The sequence below is a fragment of the Bradyrhizobium sp. BRP19 genome, assembly GCF_020194195.1.
Taxonomy (GTDB): domain Bacteria; phylum Pseudomonadota; class Alphaproteobacteria; order Rhizobiales; family Xanthobacteraceae; genus Bradyrhizobium; species Bradyrhizobium yuanmingense.
Genome location: NZ_JADYVZ010000001.1, coordinates 680896 through 704481 on the forward strand (window position 1 = coordinate 680896; position 23586 = coordinate 704481).

Genomic DNA, 23586 nt, shown 5'->3' on the forward strand with positions numbered 1-23586 from the left:
AGTTGCGCATGTACTATTTCGACAAGCGACTGCAATACCCGGTCAGGGTCGAAAAGCCCGACCCGATCTTCGCCCGCCAACTGCAGCAGGCGATCGGCGGCGTGGAAGGCGAGATCCGCGTCTGCCTGCAATATTTCTTCCAGGCCTGGGGCGCGCGCGGTCCGGCCAAATATCGCGACGTGTTGCTCAACACCGCAACCGAGGAGATCAGCCACATCGAGATGCTTTCGACCGCGGTCGCCCTGAACCTGGAAAATGCACCGGCGACGATGCAGGAGAGCAGCATGCAGGGCAATCCGATCGTCGGCGCGGTGATGTCCGGCGGCGAGCGGCCGCGACACGTGATCGAGGGCATGCTGCATCGGCACATCCTGTCGACCGGCATGGCGGCCTTCCCGGCCAACGCCGACGGCGTCCCGTTCGATTGTTCGCACATCTACGCCAGCGGCAATCTCGCCGCCGATATGTATTGTAACGTGGCCGCCGAAGCCACCGGCCGAACGCTGGCGGTGCGCCTCTTCAACTCCACGAGCGATCCGGGCATGCAGGACATGCTCAGCTACCTGATCGCGCGCGACACCATGCATCAACAGCAATGGCTCGCCGTGATCGAGGAGCTGGGCGGAGATGCCGCGCTGCCGATTCCGAACAGCTTCGACCGGAGCAAGGAAGCGACCGAGTTCAGCTACATGTTCATGGGCACCGAGCGCAGCGGAGCGCCGCTCGAGCCGGGCCGCTACAACGAAGGTCCGTCGCTCGACGGCCGCGGCGAATTCAGCTTCCGCCCCGCCTTCGAGCCGCTCGGCGACGAGCCCGTGCTCGGGCCCGCACGTCCCGACAGCGCCGCGCAGGTGGAGCAGATGCAGGAGCCGCCGGTCACCAACGCGCTGACCTGACCTGTACGAGGCAAGCCGTTATTCGACGGCGGCTTGATCAGAATGCGTTCGCGCACGCCGTCATTCCCGGCTCGCCATCTCAGGGCCCGGGAATGGCGGGGCTGCCTTCACCGCTTCATGCCCGCCACATAGGCCGCGAGCTTGTCGAGCGTCTGGTAGCCGTATTCGACGGCGCCGAAGCCGATCATGCCATCGCGCTGCTCGGTGCTCGAGGCCAGCTGCCGCATCATCAGCACGGTCTTGCCGTTGCTCTGCTCGGCAAAGGTGACGGTGAAGCGGAACATGCGGGGATCGTCATCCTGGTCGGTACCGTGATCCATCTCCATCAGCGACGGCCGCTCGATGCGGCGGAAGCGCATCCGGTTCGGATAGACCGTACCGTCGGGCCCGATCATGTTGAAGCGCCAGACGCCGCCGACGCGCACGTCGATCTCGAAGGTCTCGACCTTGAAGCCCTTCGGGCCGAACCATTGCGGCAGATGCTTCGGGTCGGACCATGCCTCGAACACCAGATCGCGCGGCGCGTCGATCACGCGCGACATCACGATCTCGCGGTCGAGCGACCATTGCGACAGAGCGGGGTTGGCAAAACCAGTCATTGTCAGGAACCTTTCCGTTCGGTTGTTCGGGACGGCCGCTTGGCGCCCGCCCTTTCCTTCTCTTTCTTGAGCTTCATCACATAGGCCTCGAACCGGTCGAGCCGCGCTTCCCAGACCGCGCGCTGCTGCTGGAACCAATCCTCGGCGCCGACCAGCGCATCCGCGCTGAGACGGCAGGTGCGCACGCGTCCCGATTTCTCGGACTGAACGAGCCCGCTCGTCTCCAGCACATGGATGTGCTTCATGAAGCTCGGCAGCGCCATGTCGAAGGGACCGGCGAGCTCGCCGACCGACGCCTCGCCCGCGCACAGCCGCATCACGATCGCCCGCCGCGTCGGATCGGCGAGCGCGGCGAAGATCTGGTCGAGGTTGGATAATTGGTTAGCCATGAAGCTAACTATAAGGGCAGGGCGACGCGGCGTCAATGATTGTTAGCTCAAAAGCTAAGTAATTATCTTCGTTGACGCGCGGCGGCCGCTCAGACCGAGCGCGTCAGCCCGCCGTCGACGCGGATGTTCTGGCCGGTGATGTAGGCGGCGCCGTCGGAGGCGAGGAACGAGATCGTCGCCGCGACCTCTTCGACCTTGCCGTAGCGCTTCATCGGCACGCTGTCGCGCCGCGCGTCCTGCTGCGGCAGGCTGTCGATCCAGCCCGGCAGCACGTTGTTCATGCGGACATTGTCGGCCGCGTAAGTGTCGGTGAAGATCTTGGTAAAGGCGGCGAGCCCTGCGCGGAACACCGCCGAGGTCGGGAACATCGCACTGGGCTCGAACGCCCAGGCGGTCGAGATGTTGATGATGGCGCCGCCCTTCTGCGCCTGCATCAGCGGCGTCACCAGCCGGGTCGGACGGATCACGTTCAAGAGATAAGTGTCGAGGCCGGTGTGCCATTGCTCGTCGGTGATCTCGGTGATGGGGGCACGCGGCCCGTGCCCCGCGCTGTTGACGAGAACGTCGATCCGTCCCCACTTCGCCATCGCAGCCTCGACGAGGCGCTTCAGGTCGTCGTTCGACTGGTTCGAGCCGGTAACGCCGAGCCCGCCGAGCTCGGCGGCCAGCGCCTCGCCCTTGCCCGAGGACGACAGGATCGCGACCCGAAACCCGTCCGCCGCCAGCCGCCGCGCAGCCCCCGCCCCCATGCCGCTGCCGCCGGCGGTGACGAGCGCAACCTTCTCTACTGCCATGATCCGATGATCCCTTTAGTTGAGGCGAGCCGCAGCCTCGGCCTATCATGAGGCCTTCTACAGCCAGACCCGTCGGCAGGTCCATGGCCGAAGGCATCCATCATGAGGCGCTTGAAATGAGTGATCTGCAGATCCGCAATTTGCGCCCCGACGAAATCGCCCTCGCCGTCGACTGGGCCGCGGCGGAGGGCTGGAATCCGGGGCTGGCGGATGCCGCCTGCTTCGCGATCCCCGATGCCCGAGGCTTCTTCGTCGGCGAGATCGACGGCGAGCCGGTCGCGACCGTCTCCTGCGTCAATTACGACGACCGCTTCGCCTTCCTTGGCTTCTACATCGTGCGCGAGCGCTTTCGCGGCGCGGGCCATGGCCTGCGCATCTGGAATGCCGCGATCGCGCATGCAGGCGCGCGCGTGATCGGTCTCGACGGCGTGGTGGCGCAGCAGGAGAATTACAAGAAGTCGGGTTTCCAGCTCGCTTACGCCAATATCCGCTATGGCGGCACCGTCGCGGGATCGGCGAAGCCGCCCGCCGATGTCGTTGCGCTCGACAAGGTCCCGTTTGCGCTGATGGAAGCCGATGACGCCCGTGTATTCCCCGCCGCGCGCAGCGCCTTCCTGCGCGCCTGGATCAACACGCGAGGTCATGTCGGCCGCGCGTTGCTGCGCGATGGCAGGCTCGCTGCATGGGGTGTGATCCGGCTCTGCCGGACGGGCTACAAGATCGGCCCGCTCGTCGCCGACGATCGCGCAGCCGCGGATCAAGTCGTGCAGGCGCTAATGGGAAGCGCGGGCGCCGGCGAGGTCTTCCTCGACGTCCCCGCCGTCAATCCCGCCGCCATCGCGCTCGCCGAGGCGCTCGGCCTCGAGCCGGTGTTCGAGACGGCGCGGATGTATACGGGGCCGATCGCGTCGCTGCGGCTCGACCGCGTCTTCGGCGTCACCAGCTTCGAGTTGGGTTAACTCAGTAGCAGCGCATGATGTTGACGGTGTGCTCGCTGCCGCCACGGCCGGGCACCGTCACCTGCTCCGTCGGGCAGCTCGGCACGTAGGGCCGATTGGACGGCACGACGTTCGGCGGATAGCGATGCGTCCAGTCCCAGGGCACATCATATGTGTAGGTGTAGCGCACATCGGCGGAGAGCGACTGGTTCACATCGGCGAAGGGCTGGCTGTAGCCGGCGCCGTCGTAGAAGTAGCTGCCGCCGCCCGGCCAATAGACCCAGGGAGCACTGCGGCGGTGGAACCGGGCGCCCGGCCCGATCGGCGGACGTGCCGCAACCGGCGGGGCAGCTGCCGTTGCGACGCCTGGGGCGGCGGCGGCCGGTCCGGCAGGACTGTCACTGGAGCTAAGCAGCAGCGCAGCTGCGCTGAGCGAGGCGAATAACGCCCCATATGATCTGGCAATCATGATACGCACCACACTCGTTTGGCTTCGCGAAAGCAGCTCCCCGAAAGGAGGCTAGGCCGGGCTGTCGCCCACCCGCAAACGTATAATTAATTATTGGTTAAGGCACGCGAATAACCGGGAACAAGAGGGTGGCAGAACGCCCGGAATTCCCATCTCATTTCAACGGCTTCGTGCGTCAGCGGCCCTGCAGCTTGCGCAGTCAGTCGAGCACACTGCTCCCGTGTTCGTGTCGCCGATCTGGAGACCGAACTCTATCCGGCCGCGACGAAGCCGGCGCAAGCCCTTGGTCCGAATCCACGGGCGCAGACCGCGCCGGATTGAATAGTTGCGACCACCACTCCCTTGCGTTGCCCGACGGGCAAAACACGCGAGCGCTAGGTCAACGCACGCGGCCCAAAATATTCCGCTTTACCGAAATTCGGAAATCGCCTATGTGTCGCGCAACCCGGCCCAAGGAAGAGGGGCGTATCGCGATCGTCACGAACGCGGGCCGGGGGGCGGTGGACGCTGATGGCGTTGGCGCGAAAGGGTTTGCAGGGCGGAGAGCCGTGAGCAAAGACCTCGCGCATACGACCGGTGTCATCGGCGTACGGCAAAATCGTGTGGTCCTGGCGCCCGGGGTCTGTGCGCCAAGTCTTGCGGTGATGTGGTTGCCCGACCGGGCGATGCGCATCAGCCATCCGCAAGGCGACGGGGGCAATAGTGCATCGCTCCCCGGGGAGAGCACGACATAAGCCGTAAAGCCACTGCGCAGGGAAGGCCGGATGTTTGGCTTCACCTGTATGCCGCTGTGCAAATTCTTCGTTGCCACCTTTCGCACAGTGGACCGTGGGTGCCCGGCCGGCACCCGGTCTTCCCTGCGCCCTCTTTCAATTGAGGGTCGGACGACAGGCAAAGCTCGGGCGAAATGAGCCGCGAGGATGCGGAAGCGTGTCCGCGAGCGAAATGCGAATTGAAGAACGGCGCTGCCCACCACACACTCCGTCATTGCGAGCGCAGCGAAGCAATCCAGAAATGTATCCGCGGAGGGATTCTGGATTGCTTCGCTGCGCTCGCAATGACGCTGTTGAGACAGTTGTTTGCCTGAAACTCAGGTCTCGTGCCCGGGACGCAGCGCGGCGTCTCTTGGACGATGCGCTGCAGAGCCGGGGCCCATGTCACAGCGAACCGCGCGGCGTCCTGGGTCCCGGCTCTGCGCCGCACCGCTTACGCGCTGCGCCGCGTCCGGGACAGGAGGAAACCGAACGACGCTGTGAGCCGCGACCGCGGCCCATTTGCCTTACATCCCGATGTCGAACACGTTCGGCAATTGGCCCGCCAGAGGCAGTGCGGTGGCGCCGAGGAAGGTCGCCACCATCGCCATCAGGCGACGGTTGTTCTGGCGCTTGCCGCGCATCTGGCCGGCGATCCACTCCAGCATCTCGCTGTTGACCTTGGAGGCATAGGACGGCGCCCAGCTCTCGATCTCGGTGTCGGCCGACAGCGCGACGCTGCGCGGCGGCACCTTCAGGCCCGAGGCGCTCGCGGCATAATGGGCGACCGCCTTGGCAAGCAGGTCGTCGAACCGGCCGCCATCGGTGCGCTCGGTCGCGGCCTCGTTGATCTCGAACAGAACTTCGGCCTCGGCGCGGCTGACCGGCTGGTCGTTGACGGCGGTGGCGGTAAGGATGCGCATGCACCAGGCGGTGTCATCGGCGTCGAGCGAGCGGGAGAAATGCACCCGTCCCTTGGTGGTCGGGCCTTCGCCCGTGATCACACCGTCGCGCACGACGGAAAGGGCATAAGCTGCAGTATCACGGCAGGACGGCACGAGGGACGACGGCTCGGTGGGCTTAGGCGCAGCGGCGGACATAGTTCACTTCCAGACTTCTTCTGATCGACCAGCATTTCCATGCCGGCGTAAAGGGGTGGTTAACGATTCGATACGGGGATCGCGACTTTTCTAGATGGTTGCCAATTGGTCGCTATCAGGACCAATCTGGTTCTAGAACGCGCCGGGCGAGCGTGATGAAAGTCATAAAAGGCATTATCGGGGCGAGCGAGACCGTGTGACCCCGGGTGGAGCTGTTTCGCCGCAGCTGCCGCTGTAACAATAAGTTGCTAGAAAATCGGCTCTTCAAAGAAGGAATTCACATTTTACTTGAGCCGGTTCAGTTGGCGTTCACTTAGGCCGGCGAAGCCCTTATAATGGATGTGACGGCCGGAGACGAATTCTCGATTAGATTCAATGAGATGAGGTAAGATCATGACACTTCCGATCGGCGCCACCGCCCCTGACTTCGAAGCCGAAACCACCGAAGGGAAGATCAAATTCCACGACTGGATCGGCAACAGCTGGGCCCTCTTGTTCTCACACCCGAAGGATTTCACGCCGGTTTGCACCACCGAACTCGGCGCCCTCGCCAAGCTGAAGCCGGAATTCGACAAGCGCGGGGTCAAGCTGATGGGCCTCTCGGTCGATCCGGTCGACCGTCATGCCAAATGGTCGGAAGACATCATGGAGACCCAAGGCGCCGCGCCGAACTACCCGATGATCGGCGACACCGATTTCAACGTCTCCAAGCTCTACGGCATGCTGCCAGCCTCGACCTCTGGCGATCCCCTCACCCGCACGCCGGCCGACAACCAAACCGTCCGCAACGTCTTCATCATCGGCCCGGACAAGAAGATCAAGCTGGTGCTGGTCTATCCGATGACGACGGGCCGGAACTTCCAGGAGATCCTGCGCGTCATCGACTCGCTCCAGCTCACCGCCAAGCATCGCGTCGCCACCCCGGCCGACTGGTCGCAGGGCGACGACGTCATCATCGCGGGCTCGGTCTCCAACGACGAGGCCAAGACGATCTATCCGCAGGGCTGGAAGGAGCCGAAGCCCTACATCCGCATCGTCCCGCAGCCCAGATGACTTTTGGCGGTCGCGGATAGCGGCCCCAAAAAGTCATCCCGGGGCGATGCGTCAGCATCGAACCCGAGATCTCGAGATCCCGGGGCTGGTCCTTCGGACCATCCCGGGATGATGACCCAGAATCACGCCGCGTGCACGCGGTCGAGGAAGCTCTCGACCTCGGCCTTCAGATGCAGGCTCTCGCCCAACAGCGCCTGGGCGGAAGCAAACATGCGGCTCGACGTTTCGCCCGTCTCGCTGGCGCCCTTGGCGGCGTGACGGACATTGACCGCGACATCGGCCGTGCCTGACACCGCGGCGCGCACGCTGGCCACGATGTTGTGCGTCGCGCTTTTCTGTTGCTCGACCGCCGCCGAGATCGAGCCTGCGATGCCGCTGATGCGCTCGATGGTCTGGCTGATCGCCTTGATGGCTGCGACCGATTCCTCGGTCGCAAGCTGCATGCTCTCGATCTGGTTCGAGATCTCGTCGGTCGCCTTCGCGGTCTGGCCGGCGAGCGTCTTGACCTCCTGAGCCACCACCGCGAAGCCGCGGCCGGCATCGCCCGCGCGTGCAGCCTCGATGGTCGCATTCAGCGCCAGCAGATTGGTCTGCTCGGCGATCGAGGTGATCAGCTTGACGACGTCGCCGATGCGCGAGCCGGCCTCCGAGAGCTGCGCGATGCGCTGGTCCGTCGCTTCGGCCTGCCGCACCGCCTCGGCGGAGATCTCGTTCGATTCCTGCACCCGGCGGGTGATCTCGGAGATGGATTGAGACAGCTCGTCGGAAGCGGACGCAGCCGAACGCACATGCTCGGAGGCGCTTTCGGATGCTCCCGCCGACTGCGCCGACAGATCTGCCGTGGAGCGCGCGGCGTCGGTGAGTTGTCGCGCGGCGCGCTCGAACTCGCCGGACGATGCCAGCACCTTGTCGAGAATGCCGCCGACGCTGCCGCGGAACCCCTCGACGAAGTTGCGCAGCTCGGCCTTGCGCTGCTCGGCTGCGGCAGCGGTTGCCGCTGCCTGCTCAGTGCGCAGGCGCGCCCGCTCCTGCGAGTTGCTCTTGAACACCGCGACCGTGCGGGCGATTTCGCCGATCTCGTCGGCACGGTCCTCGCATTCGATCGCGACGTCGCTCTGACCGTTGGCAAGCGCGGTGAGCGAATGCGTCACCGAGGTCAGCGGCCGGGTGATGCGCCGGACGACCAGCAGGGTCAGGACCAGCACCAGAAGCGCGGCAAGCCCGGCAGCGGCCGCCATGCTCTCCATCGCCTGGGACAGCATGCCCTCGAACTGCACCATGGGGATGCCGACATAGAGAATGCCGGCGACCTTGCCGGTGCCATCGGCGATCGGGAAATAGGCGGTCATGAACGTCTTGCCGAACAGCGTGGCCGGCCCCTTATAGGCCTCGCCACGGCGCAGCGGGGCCTGCCCCGGATGATCGGCGGCCAGCTGGGTCCCGACGGCGCGGTCGCCGTTTTCCTTTTTCACGTTGGTCGAGCGGCGGATGAACTGTCCGCTCGCCGCGTCGAACACGAACAGGGTCGCGTTGCCGCCGACATAGGACACCGCCCGGTCGACGATGGCGTGATCCCTGAAGTCGGGCATTTTGGGGATTTCGGCGCGGACCACCGCGCCGTCTCGGATCGTGATCTTGGCTTCGGGAACGGTCTCCGCAAAGGCCAGCCCCAGCGTGCGCAGATTGACCTCGATGTCGCGCAGGGCGCGGTCAGTGAAGGCGGATGTCAGTGACCAATAGCCGGCGCCGACCACGAGCGCCGTGTTCATTGCGATCAGCAGCACCGCGCACAGGACCGCTTTGGTGCCGAGCTTGAACCGCGGCAGGAACTTCGCCGTTAGAAGATTGGACATGGATGGAATGACCCCCGTAATTCCTGCATATTGGTGCAATTGACTTACAGCCGCATTAACGACGGGTTCCCACCGCCGCACGCCGTACGGTTTCCAATTGGTAAACGAGGCCTTCCCTGACCCCGCCCGTCATCGTCTGGTTTCGCGACGATCTCCGCCTGTCCGACCACCCCGCCCTCCACGCCGCCGCCAAGTCCGGAGCGCCGGTGCTTTGCCTCTACGTACTGGACGAGGCGGCGGGGCGAGCGCCGGGCGGCGCGGCACGCTGGTGGCTGGCGCAGTCGCTGCGGGCGCTCGGAGCCGAGATCGCCGCGCGCGGCGGCTCGCTCGTCCTGCGCAGAGGACCGGCGGCCAAGGTGATCCCTGAGGTGGTGCGACAGAGCGGTGCCCGCGCCGTCTACTGGAACGAGATCGCGCAGGCGCCTCATCAGGCGGTTGAGCGACAGCTCCAAGCGGCCCTTGCGAAGCTCGGCATGCACGCGCAAAGCTTTCCGGGCGACTTGCTGGTCCCGCCCGCGGCGATCCGCACCAAGGACGGCCGGGGCCTGCGCGTGTTCACCCCGTTCTGGCGCCGCGTACTGGCCCTCGGCGACCCGCCAAAGCCCCTGCCCGCGCCGAAGCAGCTGCGCCCTGCACCGAGCATCGCGAGCGATGGACTGGAGAGCTGGAAGCTCGAGCCGACCACGCCCGATTGGGCGGGCGGCCTGCGCGAGGCATGGAGCCCCGGTGCCGCCTCTGCCCATCTGCGCCTGCGCGACTTCCTCAAGCACACTGTTCGAATGTATGTGGGCGACCGCGACCGTCCGGACCGAGAGGGCACCTCACGGCTGTCGCCGCATCTGCGCTTCGGCGAGCTCAGCCCGCGTCAGTTCTGGCACGCCGCCCGGTTTGCCGCGGCGGAAGATCCAGCACTCGGGCAGGGTGTGGATAAATTCCTGAGCGAGCTCGGCTGGCGCGAATTCTGCCGCCACCTGCTCCACGATCATCCCCAGCTCGCCACCCAAAACCTGCAGACGAACTTCGATGGCTTCCCTTGGCAGCCCGACAAAGAAGCGCTCACCGCCTGGCAGCGCGGGCGCACCGGATATCCCATCGTCGATGCCGGCCTGCGCGAGCTCTGGCACACCGGCGTGATGCACAACCGGGTGCGGATGGTGGTGGCCTCCTTCCTGGTCAAGCACCTCCTGATCGACTGGCGCGAGGGGGAGGCCTGGTTCTGGGACACGCTGGTCGACGCGGACGCCGGCAGCAATCCTGCCAACTGGCAATGGGTCGCCGGCTGCGGCGCGGACGCTGCGCCCTATTTCCGCGTGTTCAATCCGCAGCTCCAGGGCGAGAAGTTCGATCCTGATGGAGCCTATGTTCGACGCTGGGTTCCGGAGCTGAAGGCCCTGCCCGCCAAGCTGATCCACCGGCCCTGGCAGGCAACGCCGATCGAGCTTGCGAGCGCGGGCATCACGATCGGCAAGACCTATCCGCAACCGATCGTCGATCATGCCAGGGCACGCGAACGCGCGCTCGCCGCCTACGCAAAGATCCGCAAAGGTTGAGCGTCGCTTTGACACGATTTCGAAACCCGCTATCGTCATCGCTCCATACAAACCGTGGGGGACGATATGGACGACGAGAAGCCGATCACCGAACAGGCGATGGAGACGATCACCACTGCCGTGGAAACGACCAAGGACGCGGCAGTCACCGCAGTCAAGCAGGTGAAGAAAGCCGCCAAGAAGGTCGCGAAGAAGGTAGCGCCGAAGAAGCCGGCCAAGAAGAAAGCCAAGAAGGCTGCGAAGAAGACGACGAAGAAGGCCGCAAAGAAGTCGTCCAAGAAGGCCGCGAAAAAGTCTGCGAAAAAGGCGACCAAGAAAGCCGGCAAGTCAAAGAAGGCCAAGAAGGCCAAGCGCTGATCGCACCGGAAGACGTCTCCGGGTGCGGGCGCGCCCGGAGACGGCGCGCGCCTATCCTCGCCGCTTGGCTGCGCGCCGGCCAGGATGACGCTTGCTCTCAGGATTGCGGCTGTGCACGCCGTCAGGACCGCCGATTGACGACGAAGACCGCCGCGGCGCAGAGCGCCATGCCAGCAATGGCAATCGCATCCAACTTTTCTCCGAACAGCAGATAGGCCATCAGGGCCGTGACGGCCGGAACCAAATAGAACAGGCTCGCGACCGAGGTCGCCGCGGCGTGGCGGATCAGCCAGTACAACAGCCCGATCGATCCGATCGAGAGCGCGACCGCGAGCCAGGCGAGCGCAAGCACAAACTCCCGCGTCCAGTGCACCACGCGATCCTCGAACAGGAAGGCGCCGACCGCGAAGAAGATGGTGACCGCCACGTACTGCACGAGATTGCCGGCGCGCCAGTCGATGTGATTGCAATAGCGGCGCTGATAGAGCGTGCCGAGCGTGATGCTGACCAGCGAGACCACCGAGGCGAGCCAGCCGAGCCCGGCTTCGCCGGTCATCGGACGGTTGTGCAGGATCAGCACCACCCCACCGAGGCCGAGCACGAGCCCGGCCCATTGCAGCGGCGTGACCCGTTCGCCGAGCCAGCGATTAGCGATGGTCGAGGTCAGGATCGGCTGCAGACCTGGAATCAGCGCCGACAGGCCGGCCGGAATCGAATGCGCGATCGCAATCGCGGTGCCGCCGAGATAGAAGCCGTGGACGAGGATTCCGGCGACCGCGCTGTGCGCGATGCCGGCGCTATCAGGCCATTTCGGCCGGGCGATTCCTGCGATGATTGCCATCAGCCCGACCACGATCGCCATGCGGATGGCGAGATAGGTCAAGGGATCGGCATTGTTGACGACGTATTTGGTGCCGATGAATCCGGTGCTCCAGAGCAGCACGAACAGGATCGGCGCGGCGCGGGCGGCCAGGGTTTCTTGATTATGGTTCATTGCCGCCCTCATTGCCCGACCCTCGGCCATGCGGCAATGCGAATTTCGTGGTGACGATATGCTGCGCTGCGACGGAGGATCGCGGTCCGTCTCAGCCGCTCACCATTCGTCCGGGCAGGGATTGACGATCTTCCAGAGCTCGACCCCGTTCTTGATCTTCTTCATGTCCGTGGTGAGCCCGCCATTGCGGCGAATCCAGTCCTTCACCGTGTCGGGGTAGTAGGACATGAGATCGGAGGTACCCTCAGCGCTGGTGACCTTGATGCCGAAGGTGAACGCCTTGTCGTAATAGGCCTGGTGGAAGCCGAGGCTCGCGCGCGGCGTCACGCAGATCTTGTTCATCGGCACGATGCCGAGCACGAGCGTGCAGGCCGAATTGCAGATGCCGTCGATGATGACCCGCTCGCCCTTTTCGCGCACCCGCTTGTACTTGGCCTTGTACTCCTCGACATAGCCGCCGTGGTCGCGCGTGATGTGCAGCTCGGCGCGCGCGGGCGTGGCGGCGGCGAGGCAGAGCAACAGCAGACTCGGAAGCGTGATGCGCATGGCGAGATGACGGCGAAGGCCTTCAGGAATGTACCGGACTCGAGGGGCCGGCAAATGCCCCCCGGGCCGGCGGAAGAATTCTGAACCGAATAGTCTTTGGTCATACTTGTGTGGGGAATTCGTTAAGCATCCCGAAAAGGCCAAAAATGGGCAGCTTTGGCCGCATGTCCGGCAATTCTGTCACACCCACCCGGAAATCTGCGGGATTGCCCTTGATTTCTGGCCTCCGGAGCGATGCTTGGCCGCTCGAAATTGCTATAACAGGCTGACCCATTCGAGCGGGTTCCGGAGAATCGAGATGAGCAAGTTGACTCGTGTCGCCGCGGTTGCGGCCCTGACGGCTGCGGTCCTGGCCCCCGCCCTCGCGGAGGCGAACGGCCGCCACCGGTACCACCGCTCCTACGCGAGCCCGCTGCCCTACCCGATCAGCTACCTGCACAATTACGGCCCGGGTATCACCCCCGGCACCTTCGCCTACTATGACGGCCCGGCGACCAACCACTGCTACCGCAGCGCGGCCGCTTATATTGGTCAGGACGGCCGGCGGCACCCCTGCTACTGAGGCGCCGCGGCCGCTGCGACTCATCTATTTGGCGGCGCCCGACCGCAGCAATTGCTTCTCGATCTCGTAGACCGGCAGCTTGACGAGGTCCTTGCCGACCTCCCCCTGAAGCGCCTTGCGCAGCCCGTCCGAATAGTCGGCGCGGATCATGCCGAGCGCACCTGGCGAGGCCACCATGGTCAGGGCCGTCGTCTCACCGGAGCTGACGGCGGCATCGAGCCGGCCGGCCAGGCTCCGCAGAAAGGCGCGCTCGGCCTCGTCGTGCCAATCGGTCTGCTCGACCGAGCTGCGTGCGCTGCCGGCTGCGCCATGTAACCGGCCCGGCGCGTCGGCCCCCTGAGCGGCGGTCGCGGGATTGGGCTGCTCGTGCACCTCCCTGGTGTGGAGGTTCGGAAACATCTCGTCGCCGAGGTTTTCCAGAATGAGCGCCTTGCGCCCGTCGCACACGACCAGCCAGTCACCCTTGTCCATTCTCATCTTGTCCATCGCAACTTCTCCTTCACTTGCAGACGCCGCATCCGGCATCAGAGCTGTTCTTCGAATTCCTCGAAGGACTTGCCGAATTGCGTCATCGCCTCCTCCAGATAGTCGGCGAGCATTGGCGTACCGATCAGGTATGAGGCGGTACGCTGGTTGTGCGCCTGGGCGGCCTGGGCGCGCAGTTGACGCCAATCGGAGAGATCACCGTCGCCGCGGCCAAGCCAGGTCAGCGCCACGAGATCGATCTGCTCGTCAACATTGAGAGCGCGGATGAAGCTCGCGAGCTCGGCACGGTCGGTGCTTTCGCCGCGCCCACCGCGGCCGTAGCTCATGTCGTCGTCGCCGAAGTCCAGGACGACGCCACCCCCGCCCGCTTCGCTGTCGGACCGGCGCGATTTCGAGATGACGAAGAACACCTTCTCCGGCGAGATCGACAGATCTGGAATGACTCGCATTCAGCTCACCTTGCCCGGCAGCAGGCACCACGCCGCTGCCATGACGGCGACAGTAAGAGCCAAGGCAAACTTGCGAATTGCGCAGGATCAAGCTCAAGTCACGACACGGCCTGCCCGGCCTACGGCCCGCTGCCGAGCCGTGACGTAAGGGTCAGCTCGCCTGTTCATCTGTATTACATTTCGGTTCGGCCACAATTTGATCAGAACAACCTCGATATCCTGCATCGCGTAAGCGAAGGAAGACATCATGAACCTCACGACTGGCCGATTGGCCGCGTTCCTGTTCGGCGCCCTCGTTGCATCGTCGACGGCATCCGCCATGCCCATCGCGCCTGCACCTGCGACACCGCAGGTCTCCGGCGTCGAGCAGGTCCGCATGGTCTGCGACGCCTGGGGACGGTGCTGGTGGCGGCCGAACTATTATGGCTACTACTACAGGCCGGGGCCATATTATTACGGCCCGCGGTACTATGGGCCGCCGCGCTATTACGGGCCGCGCCATTATGGGTACTACGGCTATCGCCGCTGGTGACGTTTGAAGGGGCCTTCGGGCCCCTTCGCTTTTGCGAGATCATGTCTTGCGCAGTGGATCACTGGCCCCAAGCCGTTCATGTTTGATCTAGATCAAAGATGAGATCAGCCGAAAAGGACACTTATGACGATTTAACCGATCGTGTTTCGGTGCTGTCAACATGAAGGTGCAGAGCGTTGAGAAACGGCGATGATCCAACGTACCTCATGGCATGATGTCCGCAATACTACGGCCCTGAAATTCGGTTTACTGAAACTCGATGCTTCGCCATTGATGATGCAGCGATGTTCCTTTGATTGTCTCATTTCAGCGGCCGGCCAGAATCATGTTGTTCGACGACCTCGCTCCCTCCTCTGCGCTTCAACTGATCGGCTTCTCCGATGTCGATGCGTTTCGGCCGATTGAGACGATGGAGGATGCGAGGAGCATTCCGCTCGACATCCCGAACTTCGCGGCGGCCCGAGCCATCGTCTCCCTGCCGGCGTGCCGCATCATCGTGATGAGATCGTTCGCGCGGATCCTAGATACCGCTTATCGCATGCCGAGCGGGATGGTGATCCTGTCGATGAGCGACGATCTTCAGGTCAACTTCAAAGGTGTGGATCTCGACGCCCGCTTCTTCGCTGCCCTCCACGGCAACGATGAGTGCCATTTCGTCGAGCCCCGGACCAATCATCACGCCATGATCATCTTCTCCCCCGAGCTGAGAGACCGGGGCTGGTTCGACCGCGCCGACCATTTGCGCGCCCATGTCGCGAACCGGCCCGCCCTGCTCCACACCCGACAGCTCCTGCTCGATATCCTGCGCACCGCGTCAGTGCAGCCAGGCCTGTTCGAGACGACCGAGGTTGCGGCCCATCTGCAAGAAGGCCTGCTGCTCGCGCTCGACGATTTGTTTCGAATCGATTCGACGTCGGATCGGAGCACCTCGGTCCACAGCGAGCGGGCGATCAAGCTCGTGCAGCGCATCGACGACTACGTCGCTACCTATCCGACCGCGCCGATCTATACAGCCGATCTCGCCCGCGAGTTCGACGTCTCGATCCGTACGCTCGGCGGCGCCGTCAGCAAGGTGCGGGGCATGAGCCTGCACCAGTACATTCGCCTGAAGAGGCTGTGGGCGACCCGCGCCCGCCTCCTCAAGGGCGGCGTCACCGTGGCCACCTGCGCACGTGCCCAAGGCTTCCATCATCTCGGCGAATTTGCCGCAGCCTACCGCGCGATCTTCCACGAGGCGCCCTCCGACACGCTGGCACGCGGCCGGCAAAGCGGTGTCCCGGCAGGCTGATGGACGCCGCAAGCCCTCGCGGCGGTGACCCGGCATCCTCGCCGCTTTAGAACATATATGGAACAAAGAGGACTGGCGCGCTCGGAAGGATTCGAACCTCCGACCCTCGGAATCGAAATCCGATGCTCTATCCAGCTGAGCTACGAGCGCCCTGGCCCGAGTAGCGGGCCACCGAGATCCGCCGGCCGGCACTGGCGAGGAGCCAGTACACCCGACGGCGGTCGGATTGGTTCGAATTAGCAGAGAGGCCGGCCAATAAAAAGCCCTTCCCACCTCGATCGAGGCAGCCGAAGGCGCTGTTACCAGGTCGTGTTGAAGAGGCCGAAATGCGGCTGCTGAGCGACCAGCATCATGGGGCGGCCCGGCTGATGCGCCGGTTGCGTCCTGACGATCTTACGCTTGGGCTGAGCCTGGACAGGAGACGCTTGGGCCTGGAACGTCTGGGGCTGGCCCGCGTCGGACTTCCTCGCTGCGGCGGTCCCGGCCCTCGGCTCTGGCGTGAACTGGGCGAAGGTCTCGCGCACCCGCGTCTTGGCAGACATCTCGGCCAAAGCCGGCGACAGGCTCTCCTGTACCGGTGGCTGGGGAGCCGCAACTGCGGCAGTCTGAACCGCGGGTGCGACAATCGTCGGCTGGCTCGTGTCGAGGACGACGCGCTCAGGCAGATGGCGGTCGGACCGGATTCGGATCAGCGGCTGCTCGTTGCTTGCGGTCGCGACGGCCTGCGCTACGGGCGCCGCCGGGAGAACGAAATCCGCCGCGAACAGCAGTGTGAGCAAAGCTCCACCGACAAAGATGAAATACCTTAAGATGGGCATTGGCCGCGCTCCGCCCCCCGCATCCCCGCGTGGGCTCTGCTCGCCTCAACAGGCGATCTTCCAATTGGTTCCTGGCCCAGCCGTTCGGTTCAAATGGTGATGCATAGTTTTCGGCCAAGGACTGCAGAAGGTAACTTTTCAGCTACCGGGACAAGTCGCCTTCAAGCACGGCGTGCTGCAACCGGGGAACATTTTGCCTGATCGGCATTCACGTTAACGAAGCCGATCGGGATACGCACAAAGGTCTTGCGGCTCTTCATGCTGACCGGATCCGCCAGCACGCGGCTGCGGTCGGTCAGATGACTTCCATCGCGCCGCGCGAAGGCGCAGACGATCTCGACATCCTTTACGGCATAGTCGTTGTCGTTTCGCAGCGTGAACGTCACCAGGGCTTTGGAGCCGAGGCCGCCGCGACGCCAGGTCTGTGATGAAATCCTGAGACGACCAAGTTCCGCTGTCGCCGGCACCTGAGCTTCGGACACTGGCGAGGCTACTTTGGACGCATCGCCGGAGGGAGGCGCTTCAACAGCCGCCAGCTCAGGCCTCACCGGCTCAGCACTGTTGCCGTTGGAGAGAGGTAGCAGCATCCAAATGCCGCAACCGACGATGATTGCCGCCAGCAGCCATAGAAGGCTTCGGCCAAATGAGACGCTCGCAATCGTCACCGCCCGCGCCAGTCGTTCGCCGGTGCCGGCCAAGCGCCCCAATCCGAGTCGGTCGAGCCTCGCATTCATGGTTGCACACCGATCGCGACCGCAGCACCATCGAAGATGGATTTAGTCACAGCTTACCTTAATTCGGGCGACGAACTAAGGTTCCCCCAACGTCATGCGAGTCGGCAACGGCGGTGGTGGCCACCGGCGATACTGCTAGCATGCGCCATAGCATCGAAAAGACCCGTTGGGAGATTATGAAATGCCGTTTGCCGTCGCTTGGGATCACGTCCATCTGCGCAGCCCCGATCCGGAGGCCACCGCGGCCTGGCTGCAGGACATCCTTGGTGGCGAGATCGTGCGCGCGCCGGGACGAATCGACGTGAACCTCGGCGGAGCCAGGATCTTCATCGCGCCACTCGAGGGCGACAGCGCCGTCAGCCCGCCACCTCCGCACCCGCATCAGGGCCTCGACCATTTCGGCTTGACGGTGAAGGACATCGACGCGGTCGCCGCCGAGATCAAGGCCAAGGGTGTCACGTTCACGCGCGAGCCGACGACCATTCGTCCCGGCGTACGCATCTGCTTCATCCGCGGGCCTGAAGGCATCTCGATCGAGCTGCTCGAGCGCGACAAGAAATATACCTGACGCGACGGGGCGCCCCGCCGTCCAGGCATCCGAGCCGGCGACGACGTCACGCCCGAAGGCTAAGTCATGCTACCGGGCATAAAGCAGCGGATGGTGACACCCATGTAGCCGTAGATCGGCCAGACCATGGTGCGTCCCACCCGGTTCGGCTCCGAGATCACGGCCTCCGCGGGCACGTCGACCCAGACGAGCTCCTGCTGCTGGCCATCGAGCGCATAGCCATAGCGCGAGACGCGGACGCGATAATGCCCGTCCTTGCTGTCCCAGTCGGAGTCCGAGAGCGCCGAACCGTCGGCATCGGAACAGCAAGGCCCCTTGCCGCTGCGCAGACTGTCGAACCAAGCTTTCAATTCGGGATTGGTGTTGGCGAACTGCCCGCGGTCGCGCGCGTGCCCGAGGGGGCTGCGAGCGCGATCAAAGCCAACGCGGGCGCCAGCCTCGTCAGGTTTGCCCGGCGTATCGCATCGCCAATCCGCCGTTGTTCGCTTTTGCAATTCGTGGGACGCGCACTGCACAGACGCGGCTCATTGCCGCCGGAATCGATCCAGTTGGTCACGTTCGTCTTGCTCCAGCACCCCGCGGCCAGTGCAACAATGGTTATGCATTTCGCGGGCCAACTCTGATTCGCAACGTCGGGCCTCGCCTCACCATCAGAGCGTCACGACGGTGTCATGGACAAACCGGAACAACTACGGCTCGCAGCCGCCGCGACCGGCCGGCAAACTGCCTCGTTGCGCGCAGGGATGGGCTTTGGCATAAAAGCGGGACCGGTTGCGCCATTGGGCGATGGCGGCCGGCCTACGGGACGTTATGAAAAACGGCCTCTATTCAATTCACGTCACCCTGCTCGATGGTCGAGTCGGCAAGGGCAGCGGCGTGATTCTCTTCCGCGACGGCAAGATTCTCGGCGGCGATGCCTACCTGTATTACACCGGCAGCTACACCGTGAAGGACAACAACAGCTTCAAGGGCGAGGTGTTGGTGCAACGGCACACCTCGCCTCGAGGTGATGACAATCCGCTGTTCGGCGGCCCTGCCCCGGTCGGCATCGGCGTCACCGGCACGTTCACCGACACGCGCGGACAGATGACCGGCACCGCGCTGGTCGGCAAGGCCAGCCAGATCTTCGGCGCGACGCTGCACAAGCTTGCAGACGTCGATTAGCTATTCCGCGGCCTGTTCGAGCGGCGCCACACGCGGCAGGATCATCTGGATGCGCGTACCGCCACCCGGTTCGGAATCGAGATCGAGCCGGCCACCGAGCCGGTTGGTGACGATGCTGTAGACGATGTGCAGCCCGAGGCCGGTGCCGCCTTGGTCGCGCCGCGTGGTGAAAAACGGATCGAAGGCGCGGCGACGGACGTCGAGCGACATGCCGCAGCCATTGTCGGAGAAGATGATCTCGACGTTGTCCTTGCCGGACTCGCGCACCTGAATCTCGATCGTCCCGGGCCGGCCGTCCGGGAAGGCGTGCGCCACCGAGTTCAGAAACAGATTGGTCAGCACCTGGCCGTACGGGCCGGGATAGCTGTTCATGGTCAGGTCCGGCTGACACTCGACGTTGAGCGTCAGATTGTGCTTACGCAGGCCCGGCCGCAGGCTCATCACCACCTGCTCGGTGAGGTCACCGAGATCGAAAGTACGCTGATCCGAATAATTGCGGTCGGCGGCGACCTGCTTGAACGACTGGATCAGCTCGGCGGCGCGGTTGAGATTGGAGACGAGCTGCGAGGACGCATCGCGGCTGGTGCTGAGGAAGTCGTTGAGCGTGGAGCGGCGCAGCTCGCCGCGCTCGACTTCGGCGGTGAACATGGCGGTCTTGCGCTCCAGCGCGGAGGCGACGGTGAGACTGATGCCGACGGGATTGTTGACCTCGTGGGCGACGCCGGCGACGAGGCGCCCGAGCGCGGCCAGCTTCTCGGCCTCGATCAGGGAGGCCTGGGTCTCGCGGAGATTGCGCAGCGCGGTTTCGGCGGCTTCCTTGGCCTTGCGCATCTCCTGCTCGCCCCGCTTGCGCTCGCCGATATCGAGCGCAACGGTCACGATCCGCTCGATCTCGCCCTCGGCGTCGAGCAGCGGCAACTTGTTGACCAGCCATTGCCGCATATTGCCGGAGGCGTCCTGATACTCCTCCTCGTAGAAACCGAGACCTTTTCGAAGCTTGAGCACCCGCTTGTCGCTCTCGTCCGACTTGGATGCGCCGTAGCGCGACATCAGGTCGGCCGTGGTGCGGCCGAGCGCCTCGCCGGGCTCGATGCCGAAGATGCCGGCCATGTAGCGGTTCATCAGCACGTAGCGCAGATTGCGATCCTTGACGTTGATCACCGCCGGCACGGTGTCGATGACCTGCTGGAGCAGGCGCCGGCCTTCGGCGATGGCTTCCTCCGCCCGCTTCTGGTCGGTGATGTCGCGCAGCGTGCCCTCGTAGCGGATGATGTTGCCCGCTTCGTCTCGCACGCCCGTGGCGCTGTCGGAGAGCCAGAGGATGTCGCCGCTGCGCTGGCGCACTTGATACTCGAACTCGCGCACCATGCCGTCGCGCGCCATCAGCCGCTGGTATTCGGCGCGCGCCTCGGGGTGGACGTAGATCGTGTGGGCGATGTCGCTGATGCTGTCGATCAGCTGCTGCGGGCTGTCGTAGCCCATCATGCGCGCCAGCGCGGGATTGGCGTTGAGGAGGTCACCGGCCGGGGTCGTCACGTAGATGCCGTCGATGGAGCCTTCGAACAGTTTTCGATAGCTCTCCTCGGCGAGCCGCTGCTCGGTGAGCGCGCGCACCGCCGCCTCGCGCGCGGTGTCGGCCTCCTCCAGCGCGCGGCGAAACACTTCGGCCGCCCGCGCAATGTCGCCGATCTCGTTGCCAAGGTCGGCGGACGGAATTGAGACATCTTTCCGGCCGGCGGCAAGCGCGCGAATGGATCGCGCGATCTGGGCGAGCGGACGCACCGTCCTGCGCACCACGAACCAGGCAGCGCCGATGCCGATCAGCACGCCGACCGTGCCGAGCACGATGCTCTGCCATCGCGCCTCGGTCAGCGTGCGGGCAAAATCGCGCGACAGCACGTGGCCGCGCCGGGAGCTGACCTCGCGCAGCAATTCGGTGACGCGGCCGATCAGCCGTCCTTCGGTTCCCAGCACCTCGCGATCGATGTCGGCGATCTGCCGCTCGCGGACGGCGACAGCCATGATCGCCTCGGCATAGTCGTTCACCGCCGACTTCAGCTTGGCATCGGCAATATCGATCCCCCGCATTCCCTGTGCAGCCTGCTCGGCTGCGGACGGGTTGCGCGCGAGCAGCCCGATCGCGATCCGGCCCTGTGCCTCGGACAGGCGGGACGCCAGCTCGCGGTCCGCGGTGCCTTCGACCGCTGCGTCGAATTGTTCGCGCAGCGGCGGCAGGCCGGCGAGCAGCTGGGCGCGGCGGTCGATCAGGGTGGAGATCCGCTCCAGGCCCGTGCGATAAGTCGCGAGCCGCTCGCTGACCCCGTCGATCATGTCCTGCTGCTCGGGCGCGAGCTCGATGCGGGTCTTCTTCAGGATGTCGCTGAGCGTCGAGGCCGCCTCGCCGACCTGCTGGAACTGGATGCCGGCACCGGGATCTGTGACGAAGTCGCGCGCGGCAAGACGCAGTTCGTTCATGCGGCGATCGATGTCCTCGGCGAGGTCGCCGACGCTCTGCAGCCGCTGCAGCTCAGCGAATGTCGTATCGATGTGCCGGATCGCGATCACGCTCGCAGTCGAGGTGACAATGATCACCGCCAGCACCAACAGGAAGCTACCGAAGGTGAGCTGGCCGATGGAGAGCGAGAAAGTTCGCCTTTTCTCAGGGGACGGCTTCAATTCGGCGGACATTGGTGGTTTGAGGACCGGACTGCTGGAGGTCCAATATACGACGTAATGCTGCCCGGGGGGAACATGCCTCGGGACGCGGAATATCGTTAATATCGGGACCTGCCGCCCGCTTCAGCTTTACGACAGTTTGACGCTGGCTGCCCCGCGCGCCGGGATTCATCGATACTTCGCCGCCTGTCGAAGTGTGCTAGCCGACGGGGCCGACCTCGAACACCTCGCCGTCATAGCCGGCCTCGCGGGGGATGCGGAGCTGACGGCCGGTTTCGGTTTTGGTCATCACCGGCATCACCGTAACGATCGAGAGGCCGCGGGCGTGCTCCAGCGCCGCGCTCACGCTTCCCTGCTTGGCGAGCCGGATCAGATTGCGCGTGGTCGGGAACGGCAGCTTGAAGCGGCCGCTTTCGCCGCCCTCCACCGCCTCGCGCGCTGACAGCCAGATCGAATCGGTGGACTCCCGCCCGTCGTGTGCGCCGAGCTGGTCGGGCGGCGCGGCCGCGAGGAAGAACCAGGTATCGAAGCGCTTCGGCATGCCCTCCGGCGTGATCCAGTGTGCGTAAGGCACCAGCGTGTCGAGCGCGAGCTGGAGGCCATTGTCGTCGAGGATCTTCAGGAAGCTGATCTTGTGCTCGTTGAGGGCAACGCGGTGCGCGTCAGCGATCTCGCCGGCGCGGTTGGCATCGACCGCCAGGCCAGTCTGCCTCGATCGCGCCAGCAGGATGCCGCTCTCCTCGAAGGTCTCGCGGATCGCGGCGATCCGGAAGCCGCGGTCCGCTTCGCTGAGGCTTTCGCCGCCCGAATAGAGGTCGGCGCGGGCGACGATCTCGTTGTCGCCGGCATCGACGCTGCCACCGGGAAACACCAGCGCGCCCGAGTTGAACTCGATCTGATGATGGCGGACCATCATGAAGACTTCGATTTCCTTAGTGCCGTCGCGCAGCAGGAGGATCGTCGAGGCCGGGCGTGATGCTGATGTCTCGGCCATGCAACTAGCCTGCGGCGCTGGATTGCGGGCCGAGATTGGCGCGCTTGTCGAAACGGGCGACCCGCGACAAGAGATAGTCGACCTCGGCCTTCGCCGTCGCCGTCATCGTCGCACCGGGCTTGCGCTGCGCGCTGGAAGCGATGATACCACGCTTCTGCAGCACGTATTTGCGCACGGTGAGGCCGACGCCGGGCTGTTGCTCGTAGCGGATCAGCGGCAGATGCGCGTCGAAGATGTCATGTGCCGCGTCGCGCTTGCCGGCCTTGGAGAGGTTCACGACGTCGATCAGGAGCTCCGGGAAGGCATAGCCGGTCATGGCGCCGTCGGCGCCGCGCTCCATCTCGAAGTCCAGGAAGGTGCCGCCATTGCCGCAGAGGATCGAGAGCGGACGGAGCGAGCCGTCCTTCTGGAAGCCGCGTAGTGTCGAGATCTTCTCCAGGCCCGGCCAGTCCTCGTGCTTGAGCATCACGCAGTTCGGATTGTCCATGACGATCTTGCGGATCACGGCGGGGGTGAACACCACCTGCAAGGTCAGCGGATAGTCCTGCAGCACCCAGGGCACATCAGGGCCGATGGCTTCCGCCGCCTGCTTGAAATAGCCGATGATCTGGTCGTCGGTGCGAAGCGAGGGCGGCGGCGCGATCATGACGCCGGCCGCGCCCGCATCCATCGAAGCCTTGGCCAGCGAACGCATGGTGGCAAAGCCCGGCGCGGAGACGCCGACGATCACCTGCATCTTCTTGGCGCGCTTGACGTAGCGCACCGCGACCTGCTCGGCCTCGACGGCATCAAGCTTGGGGGCTTCACCAAGAATGCCCAGCACCGTGACGCCGTCGCAGCCGACCTCCTCGTAGAAATCGGTCAGGCGGTCGATCGAGCGCTCGTCGATCCGGCCGTCGTCGTGGAACGGCGTCGGCGCGATTGCGAAGGTGCCCTTGGCGTCGGCGGTGAGTTTCATCGGTCCTCGTCTTTCTCTAATCTGTCATTCCGGGGCGCGACGCAGTCGCGAGCCCGGAATCCATAAC

Annotated in this window: 25 protein-coding genes, 1 tRNA gene and 1 pseudogene; 10 read left to right on the top strand and 17 right to left on the bottom strand. The window is 64.6% G+C overall.

Annotated features, from left to right (window positions below):
- The first annotated feature begins 8 nt into the window (after nt 1–8).
- On the top strand, nt 9–896 hold the full coding sequence (locus tag I6F36_RS03230) for a manganese catalase family protein (protein WP_225147647.1): 888 nt from the start codon (nt 9–11) through the stop codon (nt 894–896).
- 107 nt (nt 897–1003) lie between these two features.
- On the opposite strand, the gene I6F36_RS03235 is transcribed toward I6F36_RS03230, so the two are convergent.
- The 3 genes from I6F36_RS03235 to I6F36_RS03245 form a co-directional block, all read right to left on the bottom strand.
- Entirely contained in the window at nt 1004–1495 is a 492-nt protein-coding gene (locus I6F36_RS03235; RefSeq protein ID WP_036013486.1) for an SRPBCC family protein, read from the bottom strand.
- Between the two features lie 2 nt (nt 1496–1497).
- Nucleotides 1498–1884 (bottom strand): helix-turn-helix transcriptional regulator, encoded by a 387-nt coding sequence (locus tag I6F36_RS03240; RefSeq protein WP_225171021.1) that lies wholly within the window; start codon nt 1882–1884, stop codon nt 1498–1500.
- A gap of 89 nt (nt 1885–1973) precedes the next feature.
- The gene (locus tag I6F36_RS03245) at nt 1974–2678 is read right to left on the bottom strand and encodes an SDR family oxidoreductase (RefSeq protein WP_225171022.1); all 705 of its coding nucleotides are present in this window, start codon (nt 2676–2678) and stop codon (nt 1974–1976) included.
- Nucleotides 2679–2794: 116 nt separating this feature from the next.
- Between I6F36_RS03245 and I6F36_RS03250 the strand changes: the two genes are divergently transcribed.
- On the top strand, nt 2795–3637 hold the full coding sequence (locus I6F36_RS03250; protein WP_225132566.1) for a GNAT family N-acetyltransferase: 843 nt from the start codon (nt 2795–2797) through the stop codon (nt 3635–3637).
- Between the two features lies 1 nt (nt 3638).
- Here the strand turns inward: I6F36_RS03250 and I6F36_RS03255 are convergent, their stop codons facing one another.
- Together I6F36_RS03255 and I6F36_RS03260 are read right to left on the bottom strand one after the other, a co-directional pair.
- A complete protein-coding gene (locus tag I6F36_RS03255; RefSeq protein WP_225132567.1) occupies nt 3639–4085 on the bottom strand; it encodes a hypothetical protein in 447 nt (148 codons plus the stop codon).
- Between the two features lie 1279 nt (nt 4086–5364).
- Entirely contained in the window at nt 5365–5937 is a 573-nt protein-coding gene (locus I6F36_RS03260) for a hypothetical protein (RefSeq protein ID WP_225132568.1), read from the bottom strand.
- Between the two features lie 393 nt (nt 5938–6330).
- On the opposite strand from I6F36_RS03260, the gene I6F36_RS03265 reads away from it, so the two are divergent.
- The gene (locus I6F36_RS03265; protein WP_036011192.1) at nt 6331–6990 is read left to right on the top strand and encodes a peroxiredoxin; all 660 of its coding nucleotides are present in this window, start codon (nt 6331–6333) and stop codon (nt 6988–6990) included.
- Between the two features lie 122 nt (nt 6991–7112).
- Here the strand turns inward: I6F36_RS03265 and I6F36_RS03270 are convergent, their stop codons facing one another.
- Nucleotides 7113–8843, bottom strand: coding sequence for a methyl-accepting chemotaxis protein (locus I6F36_RS03270; protein ID WP_225171023.1), 1731 nt, complete (start codon nt 8841–8843; stop codon nt 7113–7115).
- A 158-nt stretch (nt 8844–9001) separates the two neighbouring features.
- On the opposite strand from I6F36_RS03270, the gene I6F36_RS03275 reads away from it, so the two are divergent.
- Together I6F36_RS03275 and I6F36_RS03280 are read left to right on the top strand one after the other, a co-directional pair.
- Entirely contained in the window at nt 9002–10393 is a 1392-nt protein-coding gene (locus I6F36_RS03275; RefSeq protein WP_249788928.1) for a deoxyribodipyrimidine photo-lyase, read from the top strand.
- 66 nt (nt 10394–10459) lie between these two features.
- A complete protein-coding gene (locus I6F36_RS03280; RefSeq protein WP_225132570.1) occupies nt 10460–10750 on the top strand; it encodes a histone in 291 nt (96 codons plus the stop codon).
- A gap of 121 nt (nt 10751–10871) precedes the next feature.
- Here I6F36_RS03280 and I6F36_RS03285 read toward each other — a convergent pair whose 3' ends face one another.
- Complete coding sequence (locus I6F36_RS03285; RefSeq protein WP_128266314.1) at nt 10872–11744, bottom strand: DMT family transporter; 873 nt, start codon at nt 11742–11744, stop codon at nt 10872–10874.
- 99 nt (nt 11745–11843) lie between these two features.
- A complete protein-coding gene (locus tag I6F36_RS03290; RefSeq protein ID WP_036011182.1) occupies nt 11844–12290 on the bottom strand; it encodes a hypothetical protein in 447 nt (148 codons plus the stop codon).
- 298 nt (nt 12291–12588) lie between these two features.
- On the opposite strand from I6F36_RS03290, the gene I6F36_RS03295 reads away from it, so the two are divergent.
- A complete protein-coding gene (locus I6F36_RS03295; RefSeq protein ID WP_225113203.1) occupies nt 12589–12852 on the top strand; it encodes a hypothetical protein in 264 nt (87 codons plus the stop codon).
- A 24-nt stretch (nt 12853–12876) separates the two neighbouring features.
- Here the strand turns inward: I6F36_RS03295 and I6F36_RS03300 are convergent, their stop codons facing one another.
- Complete coding sequence (locus I6F36_RS03300; RefSeq protein WP_225171024.1) at nt 12877–13338, bottom strand: host attachment protein; 462 nt, start codon at nt 13336–13338, stop codon at nt 12877–12879.
- Between the two features lie 38 nt (nt 13339–13376).
- Complete coding sequence (locus I6F36_RS03305) at nt 13377–13787, bottom strand: DUF3775 domain-containing protein (protein WP_225132572.1); 411 nt, start codon at nt 13785–13787, stop codon at nt 13377–13379.
- Nucleotides 13788–14034: 247 nt separating this feature from the next.
- On the opposite strand from I6F36_RS03305, the gene I6F36_RS03310 reads away from it, so the two are divergent.
- Nucleotides 14035–14319 carry a hypothetical protein gene (locus I6F36_RS03310; protein ID WP_225132573.1) on the top strand — a complete coding sequence of 95 codons (285 nt, stop codon included), beginning with the start codon at nt 14035–14037 and terminating at the stop codon, nt 14317–14319.
- Between the two features lie 325 nt (nt 14320–14644).
- A complete protein-coding gene (locus I6F36_RS03315; RefSeq protein ID WP_225132574.1) occupies nt 14645–15607 on the top strand; it encodes an AraC family transcriptional regulator in 963 nt (320 codons plus the stop codon).
- Nucleotides 15608–15680: 73 nt separating this feature from the next.
- Here I6F36_RS03315 and I6F36_RS03320 read toward each other — a convergent pair.
- From I6F36_RS03320 to I6F36_RS03330, 3 genes are all read right to left on the bottom strand, one after another.
- A tRNA-Arg gene (locus I6F36_RS03320) sits at nt 15681–15757 on the bottom strand.
- A gap of 149 nt (nt 15758–15906) precedes the next feature.
- A complete protein-coding gene (locus tag I6F36_RS03325; RefSeq protein ID WP_225171025.1) occupies nt 15907–16425 on the bottom strand; it encodes a hypothetical protein in 519 nt (172 codons plus the stop codon).
- 161 nt (nt 16426–16586) lie between these two features.
- A complete protein-coding gene (locus I6F36_RS03330) occupies nt 16587–17159 on the bottom strand; it encodes a hypothetical protein (protein ID WP_225132576.1) in 573 nt (190 codons plus the stop codon).
- A gap of 181 nt (nt 17160–17340) precedes the next feature.
- Here I6F36_RS03330 and I6F36_RS03335 point away from each other — a divergent pair, with 181 nt between their 5' ends.
- Nucleotides 17341–17727 (top strand): VOC family protein, encoded by a 387-nt coding sequence (locus I6F36_RS03335; protein WP_036011159.1) that lies wholly within the window; start codon nt 17341–17343, stop codon nt 17725–17727.
- 59 nt (nt 17728–17786) lie between these two features.
- Here the strand turns inward: I6F36_RS03335 and I6F36_RS03340 are convergent.
- Nucleotides 17787–18283: pseudogene (locus tag I6F36_RS03340) on the bottom strand (hypothetical protein).
- 254 nt (nt 18284–18537) lie between these two features.
- On the opposite strand from I6F36_RS03340, the gene I6F36_RS03345 reads away from it, so the two are divergent.
- The gene (locus I6F36_RS03345) at nt 18538–18891 is read left to right on the top strand and encodes a GrlR family regulatory protein (protein ID WP_036011154.1); all 354 of its coding nucleotides are present in this window, start codon (nt 18538–18540) and stop codon (nt 18889–18891) included.
- Here I6F36_RS03345 and I6F36_RS03350 read toward each other — a convergent pair whose 3' ends face one another.
- The 3 genes from I6F36_RS03350 to I6F36_RS03360 form a co-directional block, all read right to left on the bottom strand.
- A complete protein-coding gene (locus I6F36_RS03350; RefSeq protein WP_225132577.1) occupies nt 18892–21579 on the bottom strand; it encodes a PAS domain S-box protein in 2688 nt (895 codons plus the stop codon).
- A 187-nt stretch (nt 21580–21766) separates the two neighbouring features.
- Complete coding sequence (locus I6F36_RS03355) at nt 21767–22561, bottom strand: NUDIX hydrolase (protein WP_225132578.1); 795 nt, start codon at nt 22559–22561, stop codon at nt 21767–21769.
- 4 nt (nt 22562–22565) lie between these two features.
- Entirely contained in the window at nt 22566–23519 is a 954-nt protein-coding gene (locus I6F36_RS03360; protein WP_036027535.1) for a dihydrodipicolinate synthase family protein, read from the bottom strand.
- Nucleotides 23520–23586 lie beyond the last annotated feature (67 nt).